Annotated in this window: 16 protein-coding genes; 2 read left to right on the plus strand and 14 right to left on the minus strand. The window is 68.5% G+C overall.

Annotated features, from left to right (window positions below; genetic code table 11):
• Positions 1–16: 16 nt before the first annotated feature.
• Positions 17–862: an AraC family transcriptional regulator gene (locus tag ATSB10_RS03275; protein ID WP_063670433.1), complete on the minus strand. Its 846-nt coding sequence runs from the start codon at positions 860–862 to the stop codon at positions 17–19.
• A 119-nt stretch (positions 863–981) separates the two neighbouring features.
• Between ATSB10_RS03275 and ATSB10_RS03280 the strand changes: the two genes are divergently transcribed.
• Positions 982–2,232 carry an MFS transporter gene (locus ATSB10_RS03280; RefSeq protein ID WP_063670435.1) on the plus strand — a complete coding sequence of 417 codons (1,251 nt, stop codon included), beginning with the start codon at positions 982–984 and terminating at the stop codon, positions 2,230–2,232.
• Between the two features lie 27 nt (positions 2,233–2,259).
• Here the strand turns inward: ATSB10_RS03280 and ATSB10_RS03285 are convergent, their stop codons facing one another.
• The 12 genes from ATSB10_RS03285 to amaB form a co-directional block, all read right to left on the minus strand.
• Positions 2,260–4,929: a sensor histidine kinase gene (locus ATSB10_RS03285; RefSeq protein WP_063670437.1), complete on the minus strand. Its 2,670-nt coding sequence runs from the start codon at positions 4,927–4,929 to the stop codon at positions 2,260–2,262.
• A gap of 10 nt (positions 4,930–4,939) precedes the next feature.
• Positions 4,940–5,515 carry a potassium-transporting ATPase subunit KdpC gene (gene kdpC, locus ATSB10_RS03290; protein WP_063670439.1) on the minus strand — a complete coding sequence of 192 codons (576 nt, stop codon included), beginning with the start codon at positions 5,513–5,515 and terminating at the stop codon, positions 4,940–4,942.
• 13 nt (positions 5,516–5,528) lie between these two features.
• On the minus strand, positions 5,529–6,329 hold the full coding sequence (locus tag ATSB10_RS03295; protein WP_063670441.1) for a TorF family putative porin: 801 nt from the start codon (positions 6,327–6,329) through the stop codon (positions 5,529–5,531).
• Between the two features lie 26 nt (positions 6,330–6,355).
• On the minus strand, positions 6,356–8,428 hold the full coding sequence (gene kdpB / locus ATSB10_RS03300) for a potassium-transporting ATPase subunit KdpB (protein ID WP_063670443.1): 2,073 nt from the start codon (positions 8,426–8,428) through the stop codon (positions 6,356–6,358).
• 3 nt (positions 8,429–8,431) lie between these two features.
• Positions 8,432–10,207 (minus strand): potassium-transporting ATPase subunit KdpA, encoded by a 1,776-nt coding sequence (kdpA, locus tag ATSB10_RS03305; RefSeq protein WP_063670445.1) that lies wholly within the window; start codon positions 10,205–10,207, stop codon positions 8,432–8,434.
• Entirely contained in the window at positions 10,204–10,296 is a 93-nt protein-coding gene (gene kdpF / locus ATSB10_RS03310) for a K(+)-transporting ATPase subunit F (protein ID WP_063670447.1), read from the minus strand. The genes kdpA and kdpF overlap by 4 nt, the downstream gene beginning before the upstream one ends.
• 241 nt (positions 10,297–10,537) lie before the next feature.
• Positions 10,538–11,584: a UDP-N-acetylmuramate dehydrogenase gene (murB, locus tag ATSB10_RS03315; RefSeq protein WP_236886485.1), complete on the minus strand. Its 1,047-nt coding sequence runs from the start codon at positions 11,582–11,584 to the stop codon at positions 10,538–10,540.
• Positions 11,574–12,611 carry a quinone-dependent dihydroorotate dehydrogenase gene (locus ATSB10_RS03320; RefSeq protein WP_063670449.1) on the minus strand — a complete coding sequence of 346 codons (1,038 nt, stop codon included), beginning with the start codon at positions 12,609–12,611 and terminating at the stop codon, positions 11,574–11,576. The genes murB and ATSB10_RS03320 overlap by 11 nt, the downstream gene beginning before the upstream one ends.
• A 4-nt stretch (positions 12,612–12,615) precedes the next feature.
• Positions 12,616–13,383 carry a class I SAM-dependent methyltransferase gene (locus tag ATSB10_RS03325; RefSeq protein ID WP_063670451.1) on the minus strand — a complete coding sequence of 256 codons (768 nt, stop codon included), beginning with the start codon at positions 13,381–13,383 and terminating at the stop codon, positions 12,616–12,618.
• A gap of 5 nt (positions 13,384–13,388) precedes the next feature.
• Entirely contained in the window at positions 13,389–14,165 is a 777-nt protein-coding gene (locus ATSB10_RS03330; RefSeq protein ID WP_063670453.1) for an SDR family NAD(P)-dependent oxidoreductase, read from the minus strand.
• Entirely contained in the window at positions 14,162–14,458 is a 297-nt protein-coding gene (locus tag ATSB10_RS03335) for a DUF4190 domain-containing protein (RefSeq protein ID WP_063670456.1), read from the minus strand. Before ATSB10_RS03335 ends, ATSB10_RS03330 begins: the two co-directional genes overlap by 4 nt.
• 95 nt (positions 14,459–14,553) lie before the next feature.
• A complete protein-coding gene (gene amaB, locus ATSB10_RS03340) occupies positions 14,554–16,089 on the minus strand; it encodes an L-piperidine-6-carboxylate dehydrogenase (protein WP_063670458.1) in 1,536 nt (511 codons plus the stop codon).
• A 476-nt stretch (positions 16,090–16,565) separates the two neighbouring features.
• Between amaB and ATSB10_RS03345 the strand changes: the two genes are divergently transcribed.
• On the plus strand, positions 16,566–17,669 hold the full coding sequence (locus tag ATSB10_RS03345) for a hypothetical protein (protein ID WP_063670460.1): 1,104 nt from the start codon (positions 16,566–16,568) through the stop codon (positions 17,667–17,669).
• Between the two features lie 100 nt (positions 17,670–17,769).
• Here the strand turns inward: ATSB10_RS03345 and ATSB10_RS03350 are convergent, their stop codons facing one another.
• Positions 17,770–18,615 (minus strand): GIY-YIG nuclease family protein, encoded by an 846-nt coding sequence (locus tag ATSB10_RS03350; protein ID WP_157469013.1) that lies wholly within the window; start codon positions 18,613–18,615, stop codon positions 17,770–17,772.
• Positions 18,616–18,694: the final 79 nt, after the last annotated feature.

Below are 18,694 nucleotides of genomic sequence, written 5' to 3' on the forward strand. Positions count from 1 at the left end.
GGGCGTACCTGCATCGTCATCGTCCGGACATGTTGCTTCGATTGATTGACAGGGCCATGACGGTAGCGGTTTCGGCGTCCATCCGCCCGTCCGCCTGAAGGTAGCGGCTGGGGGGCGCGCCCAGTACCCGGCGAAATGCCGCGGTGAAGGCGCTCGCGCTGGCGTAGCCGATCTCGGTGGCGACCCGCGTGATCGGCATTCCCTGCCCGAGCAGCGCCAGGGCGGCGAGCAGGCAGGCCTGCTGCCGCCAGAGCGCGAAGCTCATGCCGGTCTGTGCGCGGAAAAGCCGGGTGAAGCTGCGTCGGCTCATGCCGGCCTTGTACGCCATGGCATCGATGTCGACTTCCAGCGCAGGGGCCTCGAGCAGGGCGCGGCACAGGCGGGCCAGCCGTGGATCGCCGGGGAGCGGCGTGGTGAGCGGCAGTTCCGGTGCCGCCACCACCTCGTCGAGCAGCAGTGCCATGACCCGGCCGTCGCGGCCGTCCAGCGCGTATTCTGGCGGCAGGTCCACCGCCTCCATCAGCAGCGCGTGCAGCAGGGGCGAGACGTGGATGACCCGGCAGCGGTCGGGCAGGCCGAGCCGCTGCACCGCGTCGCGGTGCACGTAGGCGCTGCGGGTGGACACGCCGCCGCTCATGCGCACCTCGTGCGCGACGCCCGGCGGGATCCACAACGCCCGATGCGGCGGGACCACCCAGCCGCCCGCCTGGGTGATCACGGTGAGCACGCCGGTGGCGGCGTACAGCAGCTGGCCGCGCTTGTGCGAATGGCTGGGCAGGACCCGATGTGGCAGGTAGTCGTTGCCGGTGGCCACCACGTCGCGCGGGGTGTCTTCGTAGGCGGTGACGCGGGTATTGCGCATGGTGGGCCTCCGGCCTGGCCCGGATTCGACAGCAGATGACCCGAAAGCGTACACGGGCCGCCGCCCGCATCACTAGAGTGGCCGCCTTCCCCCACTGTCGCTCCTACCGCACCCACCCCATGGATACCCGCGTCGTCCCTGCCGCCGAGGTGGCCTCCGCAGCACCTCCGGTGGCCGTTCCCGATCCATCCCGGCCGGTGTTCGCCGTGCTCGGCGCGATCAGCTTCGCGCACCTGCTCAACGACATGATCCAGTCGTTGATCCTGGCGATCTACCCATTGCTCAAGAGCGGGTTCGGCTTGAGTTTCGGCCAGATCGGCCTGATCACGCTGACCTACCAGCTGACCGCATCGCTGTTGCAGCCGATGGTCGGGATGGCGGCTGACCGTCGTCCGATGCCTTACTCCTTGCCGGTCGGCATGGGCTTCACCCTGTGCGGCCTGCTGCTGCTGGCCGACGCGTCCGAGTTCTCCACGCTGCTGCTGGCGGCCGCGCTGGTGGGCACCGGCTCCTCGGTCTTCCATCCGGAATCCTCGCGGGTGGCGCGGGCCGCTTCCGGCGGGCGGCTCGGGCTGGCGCAGTCGCTGTTCCAGGTGGGCGGCAACGCCGGCGCCTCGCTGGGGCCGTTGCTGGCCGCCTGGATCATCGTTCCGCACGGACGCGGCAGCGTCGCCTGGTTCGCGCTGGCAGCCCTGCTGGCGCTGGCGGTGCTGGTGCGGGTGGGGCGCTGGTATCGCGATCACCAGATCACGCGCCGCGTGCTCGCGGCAGCGCCGGTTGCCGGGTTGCCGCGGGGCAAGGTGGCCGGGGCGATCGCGGTGCTGGTGCTGCTGGTGTTCTCCAAGTACTTCTACCTGGCCAGCATCAGCAGCTACTACACCTTCTACCTGATCCACACGTTCGGCGTGTCGGTGCAGAACGCGCAGACCCACCTGTTCGTGTTCCTGTTCGCGGTGGCGGCCGGTTCGCTGATCGGCGGACCGGTGGGCGACCGCATCGGTCGCAAGCGGGTGATCTGGGTGTCGATCCTCGGCGTGGCGCCGTTCACCCTGCTGCTGCCGCATGCCAGCCTGTTCTGGACCGGCGTGCTCAGCGTGGCGATCGGCCTGGTGCTGTCCTCGGCGTTCTCCGCGATCCTGGTCTATGCGCAGGAGCTGATCCCCGGCCGCGTGGGCATGGTCTCGGGGCTGTTCTTCGGGCTGGCCTTCGGCATGGGCGGCATCGGCGCCGCCGTGCTGGGGCGGCTGGCCGACACGCACGGCATCGACTACGTCTACCGCCTGTGTGCGTGGTTGCCGCTGATGGGCCTGATCACCGTGCTGTTGCCCGAACCCGGGCAGTCGATCCGCGGCCGTCAGGCATTGGCATGAGCGGTCGGGTGTCTCACCAGCAAAAAATCAGCCGTCCGCTGCCGGTGCCGGCGGCACCGGCAGGGTGATGCGGATGGTGGTGCCGCGGCCGTCGCCGGGCAGCGCCTCGACGCTGCCGCCATGGGCGCCGATCATGCCGCGGCAGATCGCCAGGCCCATGCCGGTGCTCTGCGGGGTGCGGTCGCCGCGCGCCACCGAATAGAACATGTCGAAGATCCGCGCGCGCTCCTCCTCGGGGATGCCGGGGCCGCGATCGGCCACGTCGATCATCAACTGCCCGTTGGCCAGGCGGCTGTCTACGCGCACCGCTTCTCCGGGCGGCGAGAACCGCGCGGCGTTCTCCAGGATGTTGAACAGCGCCTGCTCGATCAGCGCCGGATGCACGTGCAGCAGCACCGGCCCGGGCGTGCCGTGCACCTGCAGGCGCAGCTCGGGAAACAGCTTGCGCACCCGCGCGCTGGCCGAGGCGACGATGTCGTCGGCGGCGATCCAGTCGCGATTCAAGGTCAGCGTGCCGTGGCCGAGGCGGGTCATGTCGAGCAGGTTCTGGATATAGCGGTCCAGCCGTTGCCCTTCGCCGAGGATCGACTGCAGCAACTGGTCGAGTTCCTGCTCCGGCAACTGGTGACGATACGACACCAGCGTGCCGGCAGCGCCGATCATCGCCGCCAGCGGCGAGCGCAGGTCGTGCGAGACCGACGACAGCAGGGCGTTGCGCAGGCGTTCGGTCTCGCCCTGCACGCGGGCGCCCTCCAGTTCGTCGGCGAGTCGGGCGCGCTCGAGCGCGCGGGCGAGATCCTGCGCCATGGCCAGCGCCAGGCGCCGGCGCTCCGCGTCCAGCTTCCCGTTCGCCAGCAGGCGTACGAAGGCGACGCCGAGCCGGTGCTCGTCCACCGCCAGCGGCAGCGCCCAGCCGCTGGCGCCGTGCAGGGTGTCGGTGAAGCGACCAGCCGGCTCGCAATGGCGTTCGCTCCAGTCCGCTGCCGCCATGTCCTGGGGCGACAGCTGGATCGCACGGGGCGCCGCGTGGGCGACCTGCAGTTGCCCGTCGGCGCTGCGCGCCAGGATGGCCACCTCGGCGTCCAGCGCGGTGGCCATGGCGCGTGCACCGGCCTGGCGCGCGCCGCCCGCATCGGCGCTGGCGGTCAGCTGCTGGCCCAGGCCCAGCAGGGCACGCGCATGCACCTGCGCGATACGCAGCGAGCGGACCTGGGTCGCCAGGCGCGTCGCCAGGCGGCTGCAGACCAGCGCGGCGAGCAGGAACAGGCCCACCGCCAGCACATCGTCCGGGTGGCTGATGCGCAGCGTGTAGCGCGGCTCGGTGAAGAAGAAGTTGTACCCCAGGAAGCACAGCAGCGCGGCATACACGGCCACCGCCATGCGCGAGCGCACCGCGACCACCAGTACCGCGGTGAGGAAGATCAGCGACAGGTTGCCGACGCCCAGCCAGGTGTTGGCGGCGAAGGCGAGCGCGAAGGCGACCGCGATCACCGCAGTGGCATAGCCGTAGGCGCCGCCCGATGCGGTGCGTACCGGCTGCCGCGCCCGCCGGCGCGCCTGCACCCGCTCGGCCGGCGTGGCGATGATGGTCAGTTCCATGTGTGCGCCGCGGCGCATCAGGCGCTGGGTCAGCGAGATGCCGAGCAGCCGCGCGAGCGGACGTTCGCGCGTGCGTCCGATCAGGATCTGGCCGACCCCCTCGCGGTCGGCATGCGCCAGCAACTCGTCGGCGACGGCCTGGCCGCGCAGCGTCACCGGCTCGCCGCCGAGCCGCTGGGCCAGGCGCATGGCGGCGTCCAGCCGTTCGCGACGCTCCGGGTCCAGCGGTACGCCGGTATCGACGAACACCACGCTCCACGGCGCGCCGCGTCGTTCGGCGATGCGCCGCGTCACGCGCACCAGGTATTCGCTCTGGCCGTAGCCGTCGATCGCCGCCATCACCCGCCGTCGCACGGTCATCGCGCTGCCGCGTGCCAGCATCTGGTCGCGCAGGTCGCTGTCGACGTGATGGGCGATGGTCTCCAGCGCCAGCTCGCGCAGCGCGGCCAGGTTGCCCGGCGAGAAGAACGCATTGAGCGCGGCGGCGGCGGTCTCCGGCACGTAGACCTTGCCCTGCTTGAGCCGGCCGATCAGCTCGCGCGGCGGCAGGTCGACCAGCACGATGTCGCGCGCGCGGTCGAGGAAGGCGTCCGGCACGGTCTCGCGCACGGCGACGCCGGTGATGCGCCGCACCTGGTCGTTGCGGCTTTCCAGGTGCTGCACATTGAGCGTGGTGTAGACGGCGATGCCGGCGTCGAGCAGCTCGGCCACGTCCTGCCAGCGCTTGGTGTGCCGACCGCCGGCCAGGTTGGTATGGGCCAGTTCGTCGACCAGCAGCACGGCGGGGCGCCGCGCGAGCGCGGCGTCCAGATCGAACTCCTCCATCGCGCGGCCGCCGCGCGGCTCGCCCGGCCGCCGCGGCAGCAGTTCCAGGCCATCCAGCAGGGCGGCGGTTTCCGCACGGCCGTGGGTTTCCACCAGTCCCACCACCACGTCGACACCCTGGCGCCGCAGCTCGCGCGCGGCCGAGAGCATGGCGAAGGTCTTGCCGACGCCGGGCGCGGCGCCGAGGAAGATCTTCAGCCCGGCTTCGCGCGCATCCTCCTGCACCGCCTGCAGCAGGGCGTCGGCGCGGGCGTCGCGGGGCGCGTCGGTCATGGTAGTCGGCTCAGTGCGAGGGCGCGTCCAGCGCCAGGTTCAGCGCCAGCACGTTGACCCGCGGTTCGCCGAACAGGCCGAGCCAGCGGCCCTGCGTATGCGCCGCGATCAGCTGCCGGACCTGCGCCACGTCGAGATGACGGACGCGCGCCACGCGCGCCAGCTGGTACTGCGCCGCCGCCGGGCTGATCTCCGGGTCCAGGCCGCTGCCCGACGCGGTGACCAGATCCACCGGCACCGGCTGTGTGTTGCCGGGATCGGCGGCGCGCAGCGCTGCAATGCGCTGGCGCACCGCCGCGGCCAGTGCGGGGTTGGTCGGGCCGAGGTTGGAGCCGGCCGACGACGCGCCGTTGTACGGCTGCGGCGAGGTGGCCGAGGGGCGACCCCAGAAGTAGCGCGGATCGTCGAACGGCTGGCCGATCAGCCGCGAACCGACGACGTGCCCGTCGCGCACGATCAGGCTGCCGTCGGCCTGGCGCGGAAACATCACGTGCGCCACGCCGGTGACGGCGAGCGGATAGAGCACGCCGGTGATGACGGTCATCACCAGCAGCATGAGCAGGGAAGGGCGCAGCAGCTTGAACATGGGAGACCTCCGGTCAGAACGTGCCCTGCAGCATCGCGAAGCCGCGCGTGCCGCCCACGTTGCGGGTGTCGCCGGCGTCGAGAAAGCTGCTGGTGCGGCGATAGAACGCCGCGTTGGTGGCGTGGGTGACGCCGCCGCTGAGCGACCAGTGCGGATCGAGCTGGACCTTGAGCGTGGCGCCGACATCGCTGTAGCCCGGATCGCGTGCCCCGTTCGCCAGTGGCACGGCGAGCGCGGTGGTGATGTGCGTGTGGCCGGCGTGCAGGGCGAGGCTCCAGGCATCGGCCAGCGGGAACGTGGCATCGAGCTGCAGGTAGCTGGTGCCCCGGGAGTCGCCGGCATAGCCCTGTTCGGTATCGACGCCGAAGTAGTCGGTGAGCGCGCGGTTGTACTTCAGCGTGAACTGCTTCCAGCCCAGCGCGGCGTTGATCTCCGCGGTATCGAGCGAGCGCCGCGGCAGGCCGGCGTGATCGAGGTTGGCCCCAGGATAGACGTAGCCGTACAGGCCCACGCGCCACGACCAGTCGGCGTCGATGGCGCGGCCATAACTGGCATACAGATCCAATTCCATCGCGCCGCCGGGATAGCTGCGTTCGCTGATGCTCGAGCCCCAGACGCCGGCGGCGAAGCCGTTCGGGGCGGCGTAGTCGGCACCGCCCTGGATGGCTGGACGGCCCCAGCTCTGGGTAAGACCGCGGAACACATAGTCGGAGGTCACCGCGAGATTGCCGGTGACCGGTGGCGTCGCGTCGCCGGCATGGGCGGCGGCAACGCTGGTGAGGAGGGCCGCCGCGGCGGCACAAAATCGGGACATGCAAAGGCTCCGGGGAAAAGGGACGCTCAGGACAGGCCGAGCAGCACCAGCAAAAGGTCGATCAGCTTGATGCCGAGGAAGGGCACGACGATGCCGCCCAGCCCGTACACCAGCAGGTTCCGCCGCAGCAGCGCACCGGCGCCGAGCGCGCGGTACGCCACGCCTTTCAATGCCAGCGGGATCAGGAAGACGATGATCAGCGCGTTGAAGATCACCGCCGACAGGATCGCGCTGCGCGGCGTGGCCAGGTGCATCACGTTGAGCGCGTCGAGCGCCGGGTAGGTGCTGGCGAAGGCGGCCGGGATGATTGCGAAGTACTTGGCGATGTCGTTGGCGATCGAGAACGTGGTCAGCGCGCCGCGGGTGATCAGCATCTGCTTGCCGATCGCCACGATCTCGATCAGCTTGGTCGGGTTGGAATCGAGGTCGACCATGTTGCCGGCCTCCTTGGCCGCCTGCGTGCCGCTGTTCATCGCCACCGCGACGTCGGCCTGCGCCAGCGCGGGCGCATCGTTGGTGCCGTCGCCGCACATCGCGACCAGTCGGTTCTCGGCCTGGATCTCGCGGATCAGCGCGAGCTTGGCTTCCGGCGTGGCCTCGGCGAGGAAGTCGTCGACGCCGGCCTCGGCGGCGATCGCCGCGGCGGTGAGCGGGTTGTCGCCGGTGATCATCACCGTCTTGATGCCCATCGCGCGCATCTCGGCGAAGCGTTCCTTGATACCGCCCTTGACGATGTCCTTCAGCTCGATCACGCCGAGCGCGCGCTGCCGGTCGGCGACCACCAGCGGCGTGGCGCCGCGGCGGGCCACTTCCTCGGCGGCGCGCTTCACCGCCGCCGGCAGCGTGTCGCCCGCGGCGGCGAGATAGCGCTCCACCGCGTCGACGGCGCCCTTGCGGATCGCGCGGTCGGGCAGGTCGATGCCGCTCATGCGGGTCTGCGCGGTGAACGGCACGAACTCGCCGAGGCTTTCCTCGCGCTCGGGCGCCGCCAGGCCATGCCGCTCGCGCGCCAGCATCACCACGCTGCGACCTTCCGGCGTCCCGTCGGCCAGCGAGGCCAGCTGCGCCGCTTCGGCCAGCACGCGTTCGTCGATGCCCGGCGCGGGCAGGAAGGCGACCGCCTGGCGGTTGCCCAGGGTGATCGTGCCGGTCTTGTCCAGCAGCAGCACGTCGACGTCGCCGGCTGCCTCCACCGCGCGGCCGGAGGTGGCGATCACGTTGGCGCGGATCATCCGGTCCATGCCGGCGATGCCGATCGCCGACAGCAGCGCGCCGATCGTGGTCGGGATCAGGCACACCAGCAGCGCCACCAGCACGGTAAGGGTGATCGGGCTGCCGCTGCCGGCCGCCTGCACGCTGTAGAGGGAGTACGGCAGCAGCGTGGCGCAGGCGAGCAGGAAGATCAGGGTGAACTTGGCCAGCAGGATGGTCAGCGCGATCTCGTTCGGCGTCTTGCGCCGCGCGGCGCCTTCGACCATCGCGATCATGCGGTCGAGAAAGCTCTCGCCCGGGTTGCGGGTGATCCGCACCACCAGCCAGTCCGACAGCAGCTCGGTGCCGCCGGTGACCGCGCTGCGGTCCCCGCCGGCCTCGCGGATCACCGGCGCGGATTCGCCGGTGATCGCCGCCTCGTTGACGCTGGCCGCGCCGGCGATCGCCTCGCCGTCGCCCGGCAGGATGTCGCCGGCCTCCACCAGCACCACGTCGCCGGCGCGCAGGTCGGCCGAGGACATCACCGTCACCGCGGCGTCGCGCTGGGGCGCGGCGAGCTTCTTCGCCGGCACCGCGCGGCGCGTGCTGCGCAGCGCATTTGCCTGCGCCTTCCCGCGGCCTTCGGCCAGCGCCTCGGCGAAGTTGGCGAACAACAGGGTGAACCACAGCCACAGGCTCACCCAGAAGATGAAGCCGGTCGGCGCCTCGCCGTGGCCGGTCAGCGCCTGCAGCCACAGTCCGGTGGTCAGCAGGCTGCACAGGAACACCACGAACATCACCGGATTGCGGAACTGCAGCCGCGGCGACAGTTTCCGGAAAGCGTCGACGGCGGCGTCGAGCACCAGCTCGCGGTCGAAACGCACGCTCGCCTGGGTATGCGAAGTCATGGATCAGTGCCCCGAAAGAGATTCGACGATCGGCCCGAGCGCCAGCGCGGGCAGGAAGGTGAGCGCGCCCACCACGATCACCACGCAGGCCAGCAGCACGACGAACAGCGGCGTATGCGTGGGCAGGGTGCCGGCCGACGGCGGCACGTGGCGCTTGGCGGCCAGCGAGCCGGCCATGGCCAGCATCGCCACGATCAGCGGGTAGCGCGCCAGGAACATGCAGATGCCGAGCAGCACGTTCCAGAACGGCGTGTCGGCGGAGAGCCCGGCGAACGCGCTGCCGTTGTTGTTGGAGGCCGAACTGAGCGCGTAGAGGATCTCGCTGAAGCCGTGCGCGCCCGGGTTGGCGACCCCGGCCACGCCGGCCGGCGCCATCACCGCGATGGCGGTGCCGATCACCACCAGGGCGCAGGGAATCAGCACGGCGATCGAGGCCATCTTCATCTCGTGCGCCTCGATCTTCTTGCCGAGGTACTCCGGCGTGCGTCCCACCATCAGGCCGGCGATGAACACCGCGACCACGGCGAAGGCCAGCAGGCCGTACAGGCCGGAGCCGACGCCGCCGAAGATCACCTCGCCCAGCTGGATCAGCCACATCGGCACCAGCCCGCCGAGCGAGGTGAACGAATCGTGCATCGCGTTCACCGAGCCGTTCGAGGCGGCGGCGGTGGCGGTGGCCCAGATCGTCGAGCCGACGATGCCGAAGCGCGTCTCCTTGCCTTCCATGTTGCCGCCGGCCTGCAGCGCGCTCGCGTGCTGGTCGACACCCAGGTGCGCGAGCAGCGGCGTGCCGGCCTGTTCGGCGGCGGTGCAGGCGATCAGCAGCGGCACGAAGATCGCCAGCATCGTCGCCAGCAGTGCCCAGCCCTGGCGGCGGTCGCCAACCATGCGGCCGAAGGTCAGGCACAGCGCCGCCGGGATCAGCAGGATCGACAACACCTCCAGCAGGTCGCTCAGCGGCGTCGGGTTCTCGTACGGGTGCGCCGAGTTGACGCCGAAGAAGCCGCCACCGTTGGTACCGAGCTGCTTGATCGCGATCTGCGACGCGGCTGGGCCCATCGGCAGGGTCTGGGTGGTGACGACCACGTCGTGCGCATGCGTCACTCCCGCAGCGTCCTTGACCGTCTCGGCGACATGCGTGGGCTGGACCAGCGTGGCTTCGGCGTAGGGGTGGAAGTTCTGCACCACGCCCTGCGAAACCAGCGCCAGCGCGAGCAGCAGCGACAGCGGCAGCAGCACGTACAGCGTGCTGCGGGTCAGGTCGACCCAGAAGTTGCCGATGCCCTGCGAAGAACGCCGGACGAAGCCGCGGATCACCGCCACCAGCACCGCGATGCCGGTGGCCGCGGAGAGGAAGTTCTGCACCGCCAGGCCGAGCATCTGGGTCAGGTAGCTCATCGTCGACTCGCCGCCGTAGCCCTGCCAGTTGGTGTTGCTGGCGAAGCTGATCGCGGTGTTCATCGACGAGTCGGCGGAGACCGCCGGCAGGTGCGCCGGATTGAGCGGCAGCCACGCCTGGCAGCGCTGCAGCGCATAGACGGCGAGCAGGCCGACCAGGTTGAACACCAGCATGGCCAGCGCGTAGCGCTGCCAGCCCATGTCCTCGTCGGCGCGGATGCCGCACAGCCGATAGATCGCGCGTTCGACGCCACCGCCGAAGCGGGTGACGCGATTCGGCGTATCGGCGAACACGCGCGCCATGTAGCTGCCCAGCGGCATCGCGAGCAGCAGGAGCAGGCCCAGGAACAGGCCCATCTGGAGCCAGTCGTTGGCGGTCATTCGAACCACTCCGGTTTGAGCAGGGCCACGCACAGGTAGCCGGTGACGGCCACTGCGAGCACGGCGGCGAGGATGTAGAAGGCGGTCATGGCAGGTTCCTTCGGTGCGCGACGGCTCAGCGGCGGCCGAGCCGGTCGCACAGGCGCAGCAGTCCGCCGGTGAGGGCGGCCAGCGCGGCGATCAGCAGGAGATAGGGGATGTCCACGGGAGAGGGCTCCGTCGAGGTGACGGCGCGCATTCTCGAAACCGGCGCATAAGAAAGGGGTAGCGAAAAATCGCTACCCCATATAGATCGCGTAAAAAGTCGCGCGGCCCGACGGCCGCGCGCGGTCAGGCGCCGATCACCAGCGGCTCGGGCTCCAGCTTCACGCCGAAGGTGGCTTCCACGCTGGCGATCACCTGGCAGGCCAGCGCCCACAATTCGCGGCCGGTCGCCTGGCCGTGGTTGACCAGCACCAGGGCGTGGCGCGAGGAGATCCCGGCGTCGCCCTCGCGATAGCCCTTCAGTCCGGCCGCCTCGATCAGCCAGGCGGCGGACAGCTTGCAGCGGCCGTCGGCGGTGGGCCAGGCAACCAGCTCGGGGTGTTCGCGTTTCAGCGCCTCGCCGGTGGTGGCATCGACGATCGGGTTCTTGAAGAAGCTGCCGGCATTGCCGATCACCGCCGGGTCGGGCAGCTTGCGCGTGCGCAGGTGGATGATCGCCTCGGCCACGTGGAACGGCGCCGGCTTGTCCACGCCCATGCGTGCCAGCTCCTCGCGGATGCCGGCGTAGTCCAGGCGCAGCTCGCGGGTGCGCGGCAGCGCGAAGCGCACCGCGGTGACCACGTAGCGACCGGGCTCGCGCTTGAACAGCGAGTCGCGGTAGCCGAAGGCGCAGGCGGCGTGGTCCAGCGTCACCACCTGGTGTGCGTGGGTGTCCCACGCCTCCACGCTGTCGATGAACTCGGCCACTTCGGTGCCGTAGGCGCCGATGTTCTGGATCGGCGCGGCGCCGACCGTGCCGGGGATCAGGATCAGGTTCTCCAGCCCGGCGATACCCTGGCCCAGGGTCCAGCGCACGAAATCGTCCCAGCGCTCGCCGGCGGCCACCGCCAGCCGCACGATGCGGCCGTCGTCCTCCACCTGCACGCCCTGGGTGGCCATCGCCAGCACGGTGCCGTCGAAGTCGCCGGCGAACAGCACGTTGCTGCCTTCGCCGAGCACCAGCAGCGGACCCTGCTTCACGGCCGGGAAGTCGAGCAGTTCGGGCAGCTTGCTGGCGTCGCGGATCTCCGCCAGCAGTCGCGCCCTCGCCGCCACACGCAGCGTGTTGCGGCGGCCCAGCGGGGCGTTCTCGATCAGCGTGTAGCCGCCCATGTCGATGCGCTCAGCGGCCATCGGCGCCTCCGCGCTGGCGGCGGATCTCGTCGACGCACTCGGCGATCAGTGCCGGGCCACGGTAGATCAGGCCGGAATAGACCTGCACCAGCGAGGCGCCGGCGTCGAGCTTGGCGACCGCGTCGTCGCCGTCGAGGATGCCGCCGACGCCGATGATGCCGACCTTGCCCTTCAGCCGCTCGGCCATGCCGCGCTGTACCGCGGTGGCGCGCGCCATCAGCGGGCGGCCGGAGAGGCCGCCGGTCTCCTGCGACTGCGGGTCGGAGGCCACGGCGCTGTGGTCGATGGTGGTGTTGGTGCAGATCACGCCATCCACCGCGCTGGCCAGCAGCACCTCGGCGATGGCGTCCAGTTCGGCTTCGGCGAGGTCCGGGGCGATCTTCAGCAGCATCGGTTTGCGCGTGCCGTGCTGCGCGCCCAGCCGCTCCTGTGCCTCGCGCAGGGTGCCGATGAAGCGACGCAGGGTCTCTTCTTCCTGCAGGTCGCGCAGGCCCTGGGTGTTGGGCGAGGAGATGTTCACCGTGACGTAGCTGGCGCGGGCGTAGACGCGCTCCAGGCAGAACAGGTAGTCGTCGACCGCCTTCTCGTTCGGCGTGTCCTTGTTCTTGCCGATGTTGATACCGAGCACGCCGGCATAGCTGGATTTCTCGGCATTGCGCACCAGCGCATCGACGCCGGCGTTGTTGAAGCCGAGGCGGTTGATGATCGCCTCGTGCGCGGGCAGGCGGAACATCCGCGGCTTCGGGTTGCCCGGCTGCGGGCGCGGCGTGGTGGTGCCGACCTCGACGAAGCCGAAGCCCAGCGCGCCGAGCGCATCCAGGTGGTCGGCGTTCTTGTCCAGGCCGGCGGCTAGGCCGATCGGATTGGGAAAGCGGATGCCGAAGGCGTCGACCGGGAAGTCTGCCGGCGGCGTGGCGACGAAGCGCAACAGCTCGCTGCGATGCGCGACATCGAGCCCGTACAGGGTCAGCCCGTGGGCGGTTTCGGGAGCAAGCGCGAACAGCAGGGGGCGCAGGGTTCGGTACATGCGGTCAGCTCAAAGTGCCCACGTAGACGCGGGTGTCGTAGGTGAAATCGATGCGGCCGTCGACCGCGGTGGCGTCGAACAGCTTACGCAGGGCATCGAGCATCGGCGCGTGCTGCGGATGGCCCGCCTGCGGCGCGTAGGAGGAGGACATCAGGCGGCCTTTGAGCGCGTCGAAGTCCAGCTTCTGGCCATGGTCGAAACGTCCCGTGCCGCGGAAGCCATTGCCGAACCAGGCGCGCATGCGCGATTCGTCGGCGTAGCGCTCGGCCACGCTGGTGTAGTCGGTGCCGTAGCGCTGGAGCAGCGCCTCGTAGCCTTCCAGGAACGGCGTGCCGGCGAGGCGGCGCGAGTTCCACATGATCGCCGCCAGGCCGCCCGGGCGCAGGATGCGCGCGAACTCGCGACGTGCCGCCGCTTCGTCGAACCAGTGGAAGGCCTGCGCCACCACGATCAGCGCGACGCTGGCAGCGGGCAGGCCGGTCGCGTCGGCACGGCCGTCGACGGCGCGAAAGCGCGGGTTGTCGCCCAGCCACTGCTCGGCGGCCGCGCGCATCGGTGCATTCGGCTCGACCGCGGTCACCCGGTGGCCTGCATCGAGGAACAGCCGGGCCGAGATACCGGTGCCGGCGCCGATGTCGGCCACGTCCCAGGAGGCGTCCACGCCATGTTCGCGGCGCAGCCAGTCGACCAGCGCGACCGGATAGTCGGGGCGATAGCGCACGTAGTCGGCGACGCGGTCGCTGAAGCGCTCGGTGCTGCGCAGGTCGGACATGGGACTCAGCCGTTGAGCATCTGGCCGCCGTCCACGGCGAGGGTCTGGCCGGTGATCCATCCGGCCCAGGGGGAGGCGAGGAACAGGGCGACGTGGGCCACGTCCTCGGGCGTGCCGAAACGACCGAACGGGATCTTCGCCAGCGTCGCCGCGTGCAGCGCGGGCTCCTCCACGCGCCGGCGTTCCCACAGGCCATCGGGGAAACTGATCGAGCCGGGCGCGATCGCGTTCACCCGGATGCGGTCGGGCGCCAGCGCCAGCGCCTGCGAGCCGGTGTAGTGGCTCAGCGCGGCCTTGATCGCCGCGTACGGCGCGCCGCCGGCACGCGGACGCAGCGCGGCGATCGAGCTGGTGTGCAGGATGCTGGCGCGACTGCTCTGCCGGAGGTGGGGCAGGGCGTGGCGCGAGGCACGCACCGCCGCCATCAGGTCGATCTGGAAGTTGGCAGTCCAGCCTTCGTCGTCCTCGGCGAAGCCGTAGCCGGTGGCGTTGTTCACCAGCACGTCGATGCCGCCCAGTGCTTCGGCCGCCGCATCGATGTAACGCGAGATCGCCTGCGGGTCGGCGAGATCGCAGGACTGGGTATGCGCCTTGCCACCCCCGGCGTGGATCGTGTCGCGGACCTCCGCCAGCGCCGCCTCGCCGCGCGCACACACCGACACGGCCGCACCGGATCGCGCGAAGGCCAACGCTATTGCGCGCCCGATGCCGCGGCTGCCGCCGGCCACCACGACGCGGTAGCCCTCCAGGCGGAACGGGGCGTCGGACGGCGGGACATTCATGACCAGGCGTGCACCAGGAAGCCGAGCAGCACCGAGCCGAAGAACAGCAGGGCGATGGCGGTGAGCAGGGACAGGGCCAGCTGCGCGTAGCCGAGCACCAGGCCGGTGACGGCCAAACCGTCGCCGTCGAGCGGCTCGGAGATCGTCTGGCGGATGTCGCGGCGCGCCAGGTGGCCGCAGATCACGGCGACGATGGCGCCGATGAAGGGCAGCACGGTCCAGGCCGCGATGCCGAAGCACAGGCTGACCACGGCCAGCGTGCAGGTGGAGCGGGGGGCGGACGTCGTGCTCATCTCGGAAATCCCCTTGGGAGGCGGGCGGGAAAGCCATGTGGCCTCCCGCCCGGAAGCACGCGCGGGCCGGGGCCCGTGCGTGCCGGACCGACGGCTTACACGTGGAACTTGATGCCCTGGGCCAGCGGCAGTGCGTCGGAGTAGTTGATGGTGTTGGTCTGGCGGCGCATGTAGACCTTCCACGCATCCGAGCCGGACTCGCGGCCGCCGCCGGTTTCCTTCTCGCCGCCGAAGGCGCCACCGATCTCCGCACCCGAGGTGCCGATGTTGACGTTGGCGATGCCGCAGTCGCTGCCGGCCGCCGACAGGAACTGCTCGGCCACCTTCAGGTTCTGCGTGAAGATCGCCGAGGACAGGCCCTGCGGCACGTCGTTCTGCATCTCGATCGCCTCGTCGATGCTGTCGAACGGCATCACGTAGAGGATCGGCGCGAAGGTTTCCGACTGCACCACCTCGTCGGAGTTCTTCAGGCCGGTGACGATGGTCGGCAGCACGAAGTTGCCCTTGCGGTCGGTCAGCGCGGCGCCGCCGGTGGCGATGGTGCCGCCCGAGGCCTTGGCCTTCTCGACGGCCGCCAGGTAGGCCTGCACGCTCTCCGGGCTGTTCAGCGGACCCATCAGGGTGGTCGACAGGGTGGGGTCGCCGATCTTGCCCTCGACCTGCTTGTACGCCTTGACCAGGGTCTCCAGCACGGTGTCGTAGATCGAGGTGTGCACGAACAGGCGGCGGGTGGTGGTGCAGCGCTGGCCGGCGGTGCCGACGGCGCCGAACACGATGCCCGGGATCGCCAGCTTCAGGTCGGCGCTCTGGTCCAGGATGATCGCGTTGTTGCCGCCCAGCTCCAGCAGCGAGCGGCCCATGCGGTGGGCCACGCGCTCGCCGACCATGCGGCCGACCTTGGTCGAGCCGGTGAAGCTGATCAGCGGGATGCGCTTGTCGTCGACGAAGGTCTGCGCCAGCTCGGTGCCGCCGTCGTTGAACAGGAAGAAGATGTCCGGGAAGCCGCCGTCCTTCAGCGCCTCGTTGCAGATCTTCATCGTGGCGATCGCCGACAGCGGCACCTTCGGCGACGGCTTCCAGATGCAGATATCGCCGGCGATGGCGGCCAGCATGGCGTTCCACGCCCACACCGCGACCGGGAAGTTGAACGCCGAGATGATGCCGACCAGGCCCAGCGGCTGGTACTGCTCGTACATGCGGTGGCCGGGGCGCTCCGAATGCATGGTGTAGCCATAGAGCATGCGGCTCTGGCCCACCGCGAAGTCGGCGATGTCGATCATCTCCTGCACTTCGCCGTCGCCCTCGGGCTTGATCTTGCCCATCTCCAGCGCGACCAGCGAACCCAGCGCGTCCTTGTGCTTGCGCAGGGCTTCGCCGCACAGCCGCACGGCTTCACCGCGCTGCGGCGCCGGGGTGGTGCGCCACACCTTGAACGCGGCCTGGGCGCGGGAAACGATGGTTTCGTAGTCGGCCTGGCTGGAGGCGTGCACGCGGGCGATCACCTCGCCGGTCGCCGGGTTCACCGGCTGCAGCGTGCCCGCATCGGAGGTCGTGGACCATTCGCCCTGGCCGAGATACGTGCCGGACAGCTCGGCGGAAAGGCCAAGCGCCTTGAGGATTTCGTGGGACATGCGGACTCCTTCGATGGCTGACTGCGCCACCGAGATGTGGCGTAGCGGTCAAAACCGCAAGTCTAGCAGGCCGATGCCTGCGGGCCGACCCCGCCCCGTCGCCCCGGAGTGCCGATCCATGCCAAAATCCCGCCGTTGCCCTCGTAGCTCAGTTGGATAGAGCGGCCCCCTCCTAAGGGGACAACGGGCCTTTTTGGACACCCCCGAAAAGTGGCCTCAGGCCTTGAAAAACCTCGCTTCCAAGCGGTTTCCGGGCGATGAGGCCAAGCTTCGAAAAACACCCCGAAACACCCAAAAACACCCCCCATTTGTCCCAGATTTGTCCCAGGTGAGAAGGGGCGGCGCTACTTGTCGCGCATGCCCCGGGGTCCATGCTTCTTGCTGCTACGACGGAAGCAACCATGCTTCATGGTGGCTATCGCTGAGGTGGGGATGAGCACAAAATGCAGGGATAACCGTGCAGCTAAGGGAATGCCATGGTCCGCTTCCTCGCAGTCAAGATTCACTACGACCACAGGGGGCTTCCTGCCCACAACAAGTATTCAAGGCCGGCAAGTGCCAACGAATACGATGAATACAACGCGCCAGTAATTCGCGGCGGGGAGGGGTTCCACGAGTGCATGAACTTCATGCTCAGGGAGGACGAGGACGTCAAACTCTATCTGCCTCCAACGGCAATCCCAGGAAGCGATAAGGCGGGCGACGAGTTCGTCATTTTTTGGTTCACCTACAAGGCGGACAGAGAGAAGTCGGCCCAAATCGTGGGGGTCCATGGCGGCGCAGTGTTTGTCACAAGCCCCATCCAAGATGTGATTCGCAAGGACGTGGCGCACCTCTCAGGTCGCTACAAATGGGTCTACCAGGCAACTGCCCCGGAAGAGCTGGCCACTCTCCTTGTGCCTTCTATCCCCTATGACTCGGCTAAGGGGCGCCATATGCCGGTCTTGGAGAACTGGGGAAATGGCAGACGCTACCTAGACAAGAGACACGCGGCCAACATCCTCTCCGATGCACTCAGGGGCGCAAGGCAGCGCCTAGAACATGCCAATGTTGCTGAGCGGGTCGTGGTCGAGCGAGAGATTGACGTGATCTTGCGTCTTGCAGACCGCTACGCAATGACGTTGAAGACAGACCAGCGCACGGAGCGACAGAAGAAAGCAGGGGCTGGCAAGTTCTCGCTTCCTGACAAGGAACTAGGCGAGCTGGGCGAGAAGGTGGTCTACGAGCGTGAAGTAGCCTACGCCAAGTCGATTGGTGTCAGCCCTTCCCGTGTTGATTGGACTTCGAAACAAGCGCCTCAATCCCCCTTCGACATCAAGACTATCCGCAAGGTCGGAGGAAAGGTCCGAGATCACTTCTTGGAGGTGAAGTCGAGTCGAGTGAACGAGCTTGGCGGCAACACCTTCCTCTCGATCTATCAGCTTCAAACTATTGAGGAATACGGCGAGGCGGGTGAGTTCGTCTTCGTCCGTTTTGATGGGATCAAGGCTGTAAGCGTGGACTTCCTGACCGTCGAGCAGATGAAGAAGAAGTTTTCGCTTGCCCCCATCAAGTTTCGGCTGACTCCGAAGACGGACTAAGCGCGCGAGGCCAAGCAAAATCCGTTTTCGAAGGTTTCTACTTTGGACGGCGCGGCTGCTCAGATGCGATGGGTCCCCTACAACACACCTAAACAACCCCTCAAGCCTTCGTCTGTCGCTTCCCTGGCCTGCTGTTCAATCCGTTTATCGTGGTAGTGAGCTTCTTCATCCAGAGCGCTTCGAGTCGAAGGATTTCGGGTTCCGAAGCGCTCGAGGAGGCGACCTCGAGGATTGATACCTGATAGTCCTCGTCGGCGGTGTCTTTCATGAGTTCGTTCCCGCCGTGCCCATCCCTGACATAGGCCTGCCATCGCCCCCAGAATCCTTCGCTACCTGTGGCGCTTCCGACGTATTGCTGGCCTGTCTTCTTAGAGACTAAGAGATAGACGCCTCGCGAGTTCGTCAAGTTCGACTTCCACGTGGCCGGCACATCGGCCAAGGCCTGGATGGTGCTGATGAAGTGAATGTGGCCAGGAAAGGGGGCTTCGGTGACGTTCGCACGGATTTCAAGGATGGCCTTGGGCTGCCGACCGGCCCACTGTACCCAGGCGATCTTGGCCTTCCCCCACTCGATAACTAGGCGACCCACATAGGCGTCGAGCACATCAAGGCGTTCCATCGTGTAGAAGTGGTGGTCTAGGACACTATGGCCGCCAATCGGACAGGTCATCGACGGGTCTTTATTCATCACCATCGTAAGCACGCGGTACAGGCCGACAAATAACGTCTCGCCGTTTGGTCCTGGTACAAATGAAGCTAGCCAATGGCCGACCGCGAACTCAGGGTCACTTTGGATGCACTGGTACCGTTCGAAAGAGCCGTCCCCGGCGCGCCACAAGTCAGCCGGAGACTTGCCTAGTGGTCCGCGTTTAGATTGGTGGCGAGCCATGTGGGTCTGTTTTGGCGGAATCCCGACAGAATCGAGAAGCTGATTGAAGGTGAGCACGAGCAGTTTCCTTGTGGTCGCTGTCCAGCGAACATAACCCATGGCTGGATGTTCGGTGGTGCGGGTCTCAGGCTAGGAG

The organism is Dyella thiooxydans, from assembly GCF_001641285.1.
In the GTDB taxonomy this organism is placed as follows: Bacteria; Pseudomonadota; Gammaproteobacteria; order Xanthomonadales; family Rhodanobacteraceae; genus Dyella_A; species Dyella_A thiooxydans.

What these genes read in the sequence shown, in the direction of transcription:
- ATSB10_RS03275 (WP_063670433.1), bottom strand. Translation starts at nt 862, where the DNA reads ATGCGCAATACCCGCGTCACCGCCTACGAAGACACCCCGCGCGACGTG.
- kdpF (WP_063670447.1), bottom strand. Translation starts at nt 10,296, where the DNA reads ATGACCGCCTTCTACATCCTCGCCGCCGTGCTCGCAGTGGCCGTCACC.
- ATSB10_RS03295 (WP_063670441.1), bottom strand. Translation starts at nt 6,329, where the DNA reads ATGTCCCGATTTTGTGCCGCCGCGGCGGCCCTCCTCACCAGCGTTGCC.
- kdpB (WP_063670443.1), bottom strand. Translation starts at nt 8,428, where the DNA reads ATGACTTCGCATACCCAGGCGAGCGTGCGTTTCGACCGCGAGCTGGTG.
- amaB (WP_063670458.1), bottom strand. Translation starts at nt 16,089, where the DNA reads ATGTCCCACGAAATCCTCAAGGCGCTTGGCCTTTCCGCCGAGCTGTCC.
- kdpA (WP_063670445.1), bottom strand. Translation starts at nt 10,207, where the DNA reads ATGACCGCCAACGACTGGCTCCAGATGGGCCTGTTCCTGGGCCTGCTC.
- ATSB10_RS03345 (WP_063670460.1), top strand. Translation starts at nt 16,566, where the DNA reads ATGGTCCGCTTCCTCGCAGTCAAGATTCACTACGACCACAGGGGGCTT.
- kdpC (WP_063670439.1), bottom strand. Translation starts at nt 5,515, where the DNA reads ATGTTCAAGCTGCTGCGCCCTTCCCTGCTCATGCTGCTGGTGATGACC.
- ATSB10_RS03330 (WP_063670453.1), bottom strand. Translation starts at nt 14,165, where the DNA reads ATGAATGTCCCGCCGTCCGACGCCCCGTTCCGCCTGGAGGGCTACCGC.
- ATSB10_RS03325 (WP_063670451.1), bottom strand. Translation starts at nt 13,383, where the DNA reads ATGTCCGACCTGCGCAGCACCGAGCGCTTCAGCGACCGCGTCGCCGAC.
- ATSB10_RS03280 (WP_063670435.1), top strand. Translation starts at nt 982, where the DNA reads ATGGATACCCGCGTCGTCCCTGCCGCCGAGGTGGCCTCCGCAGCACCT.
- murB (WP_236886485.1), bottom strand. Translation starts at nt 11,584, where the DNA reads ATGGCCGCTGAGCGCATCGACATGGGCGGCTACACGCTGATCGAGAAC.
- ATSB10_RS03320 (WP_063670449.1), bottom strand. Translation starts at nt 12,611, where the DNA reads ATGTACCGAACCCTGCGCCCCCTGCTGTTCGCGCTTGCTCCCGAAACC.
- ATSB10_RS03335 (WP_063670456.1), bottom strand. Translation starts at nt 14,458, where the DNA reads ATGAGCACGACGTCCGCCCCCCGCTCCACCTGCACGCTGGCCGTGGTC.
- ATSB10_RS03285 (WP_063670437.1), bottom strand. Translation starts at nt 4,929, where the DNA reads ATGACCGACGCGCCCCGCGACGCCCGCGCCGACGCCCTGCTGCAGGCG.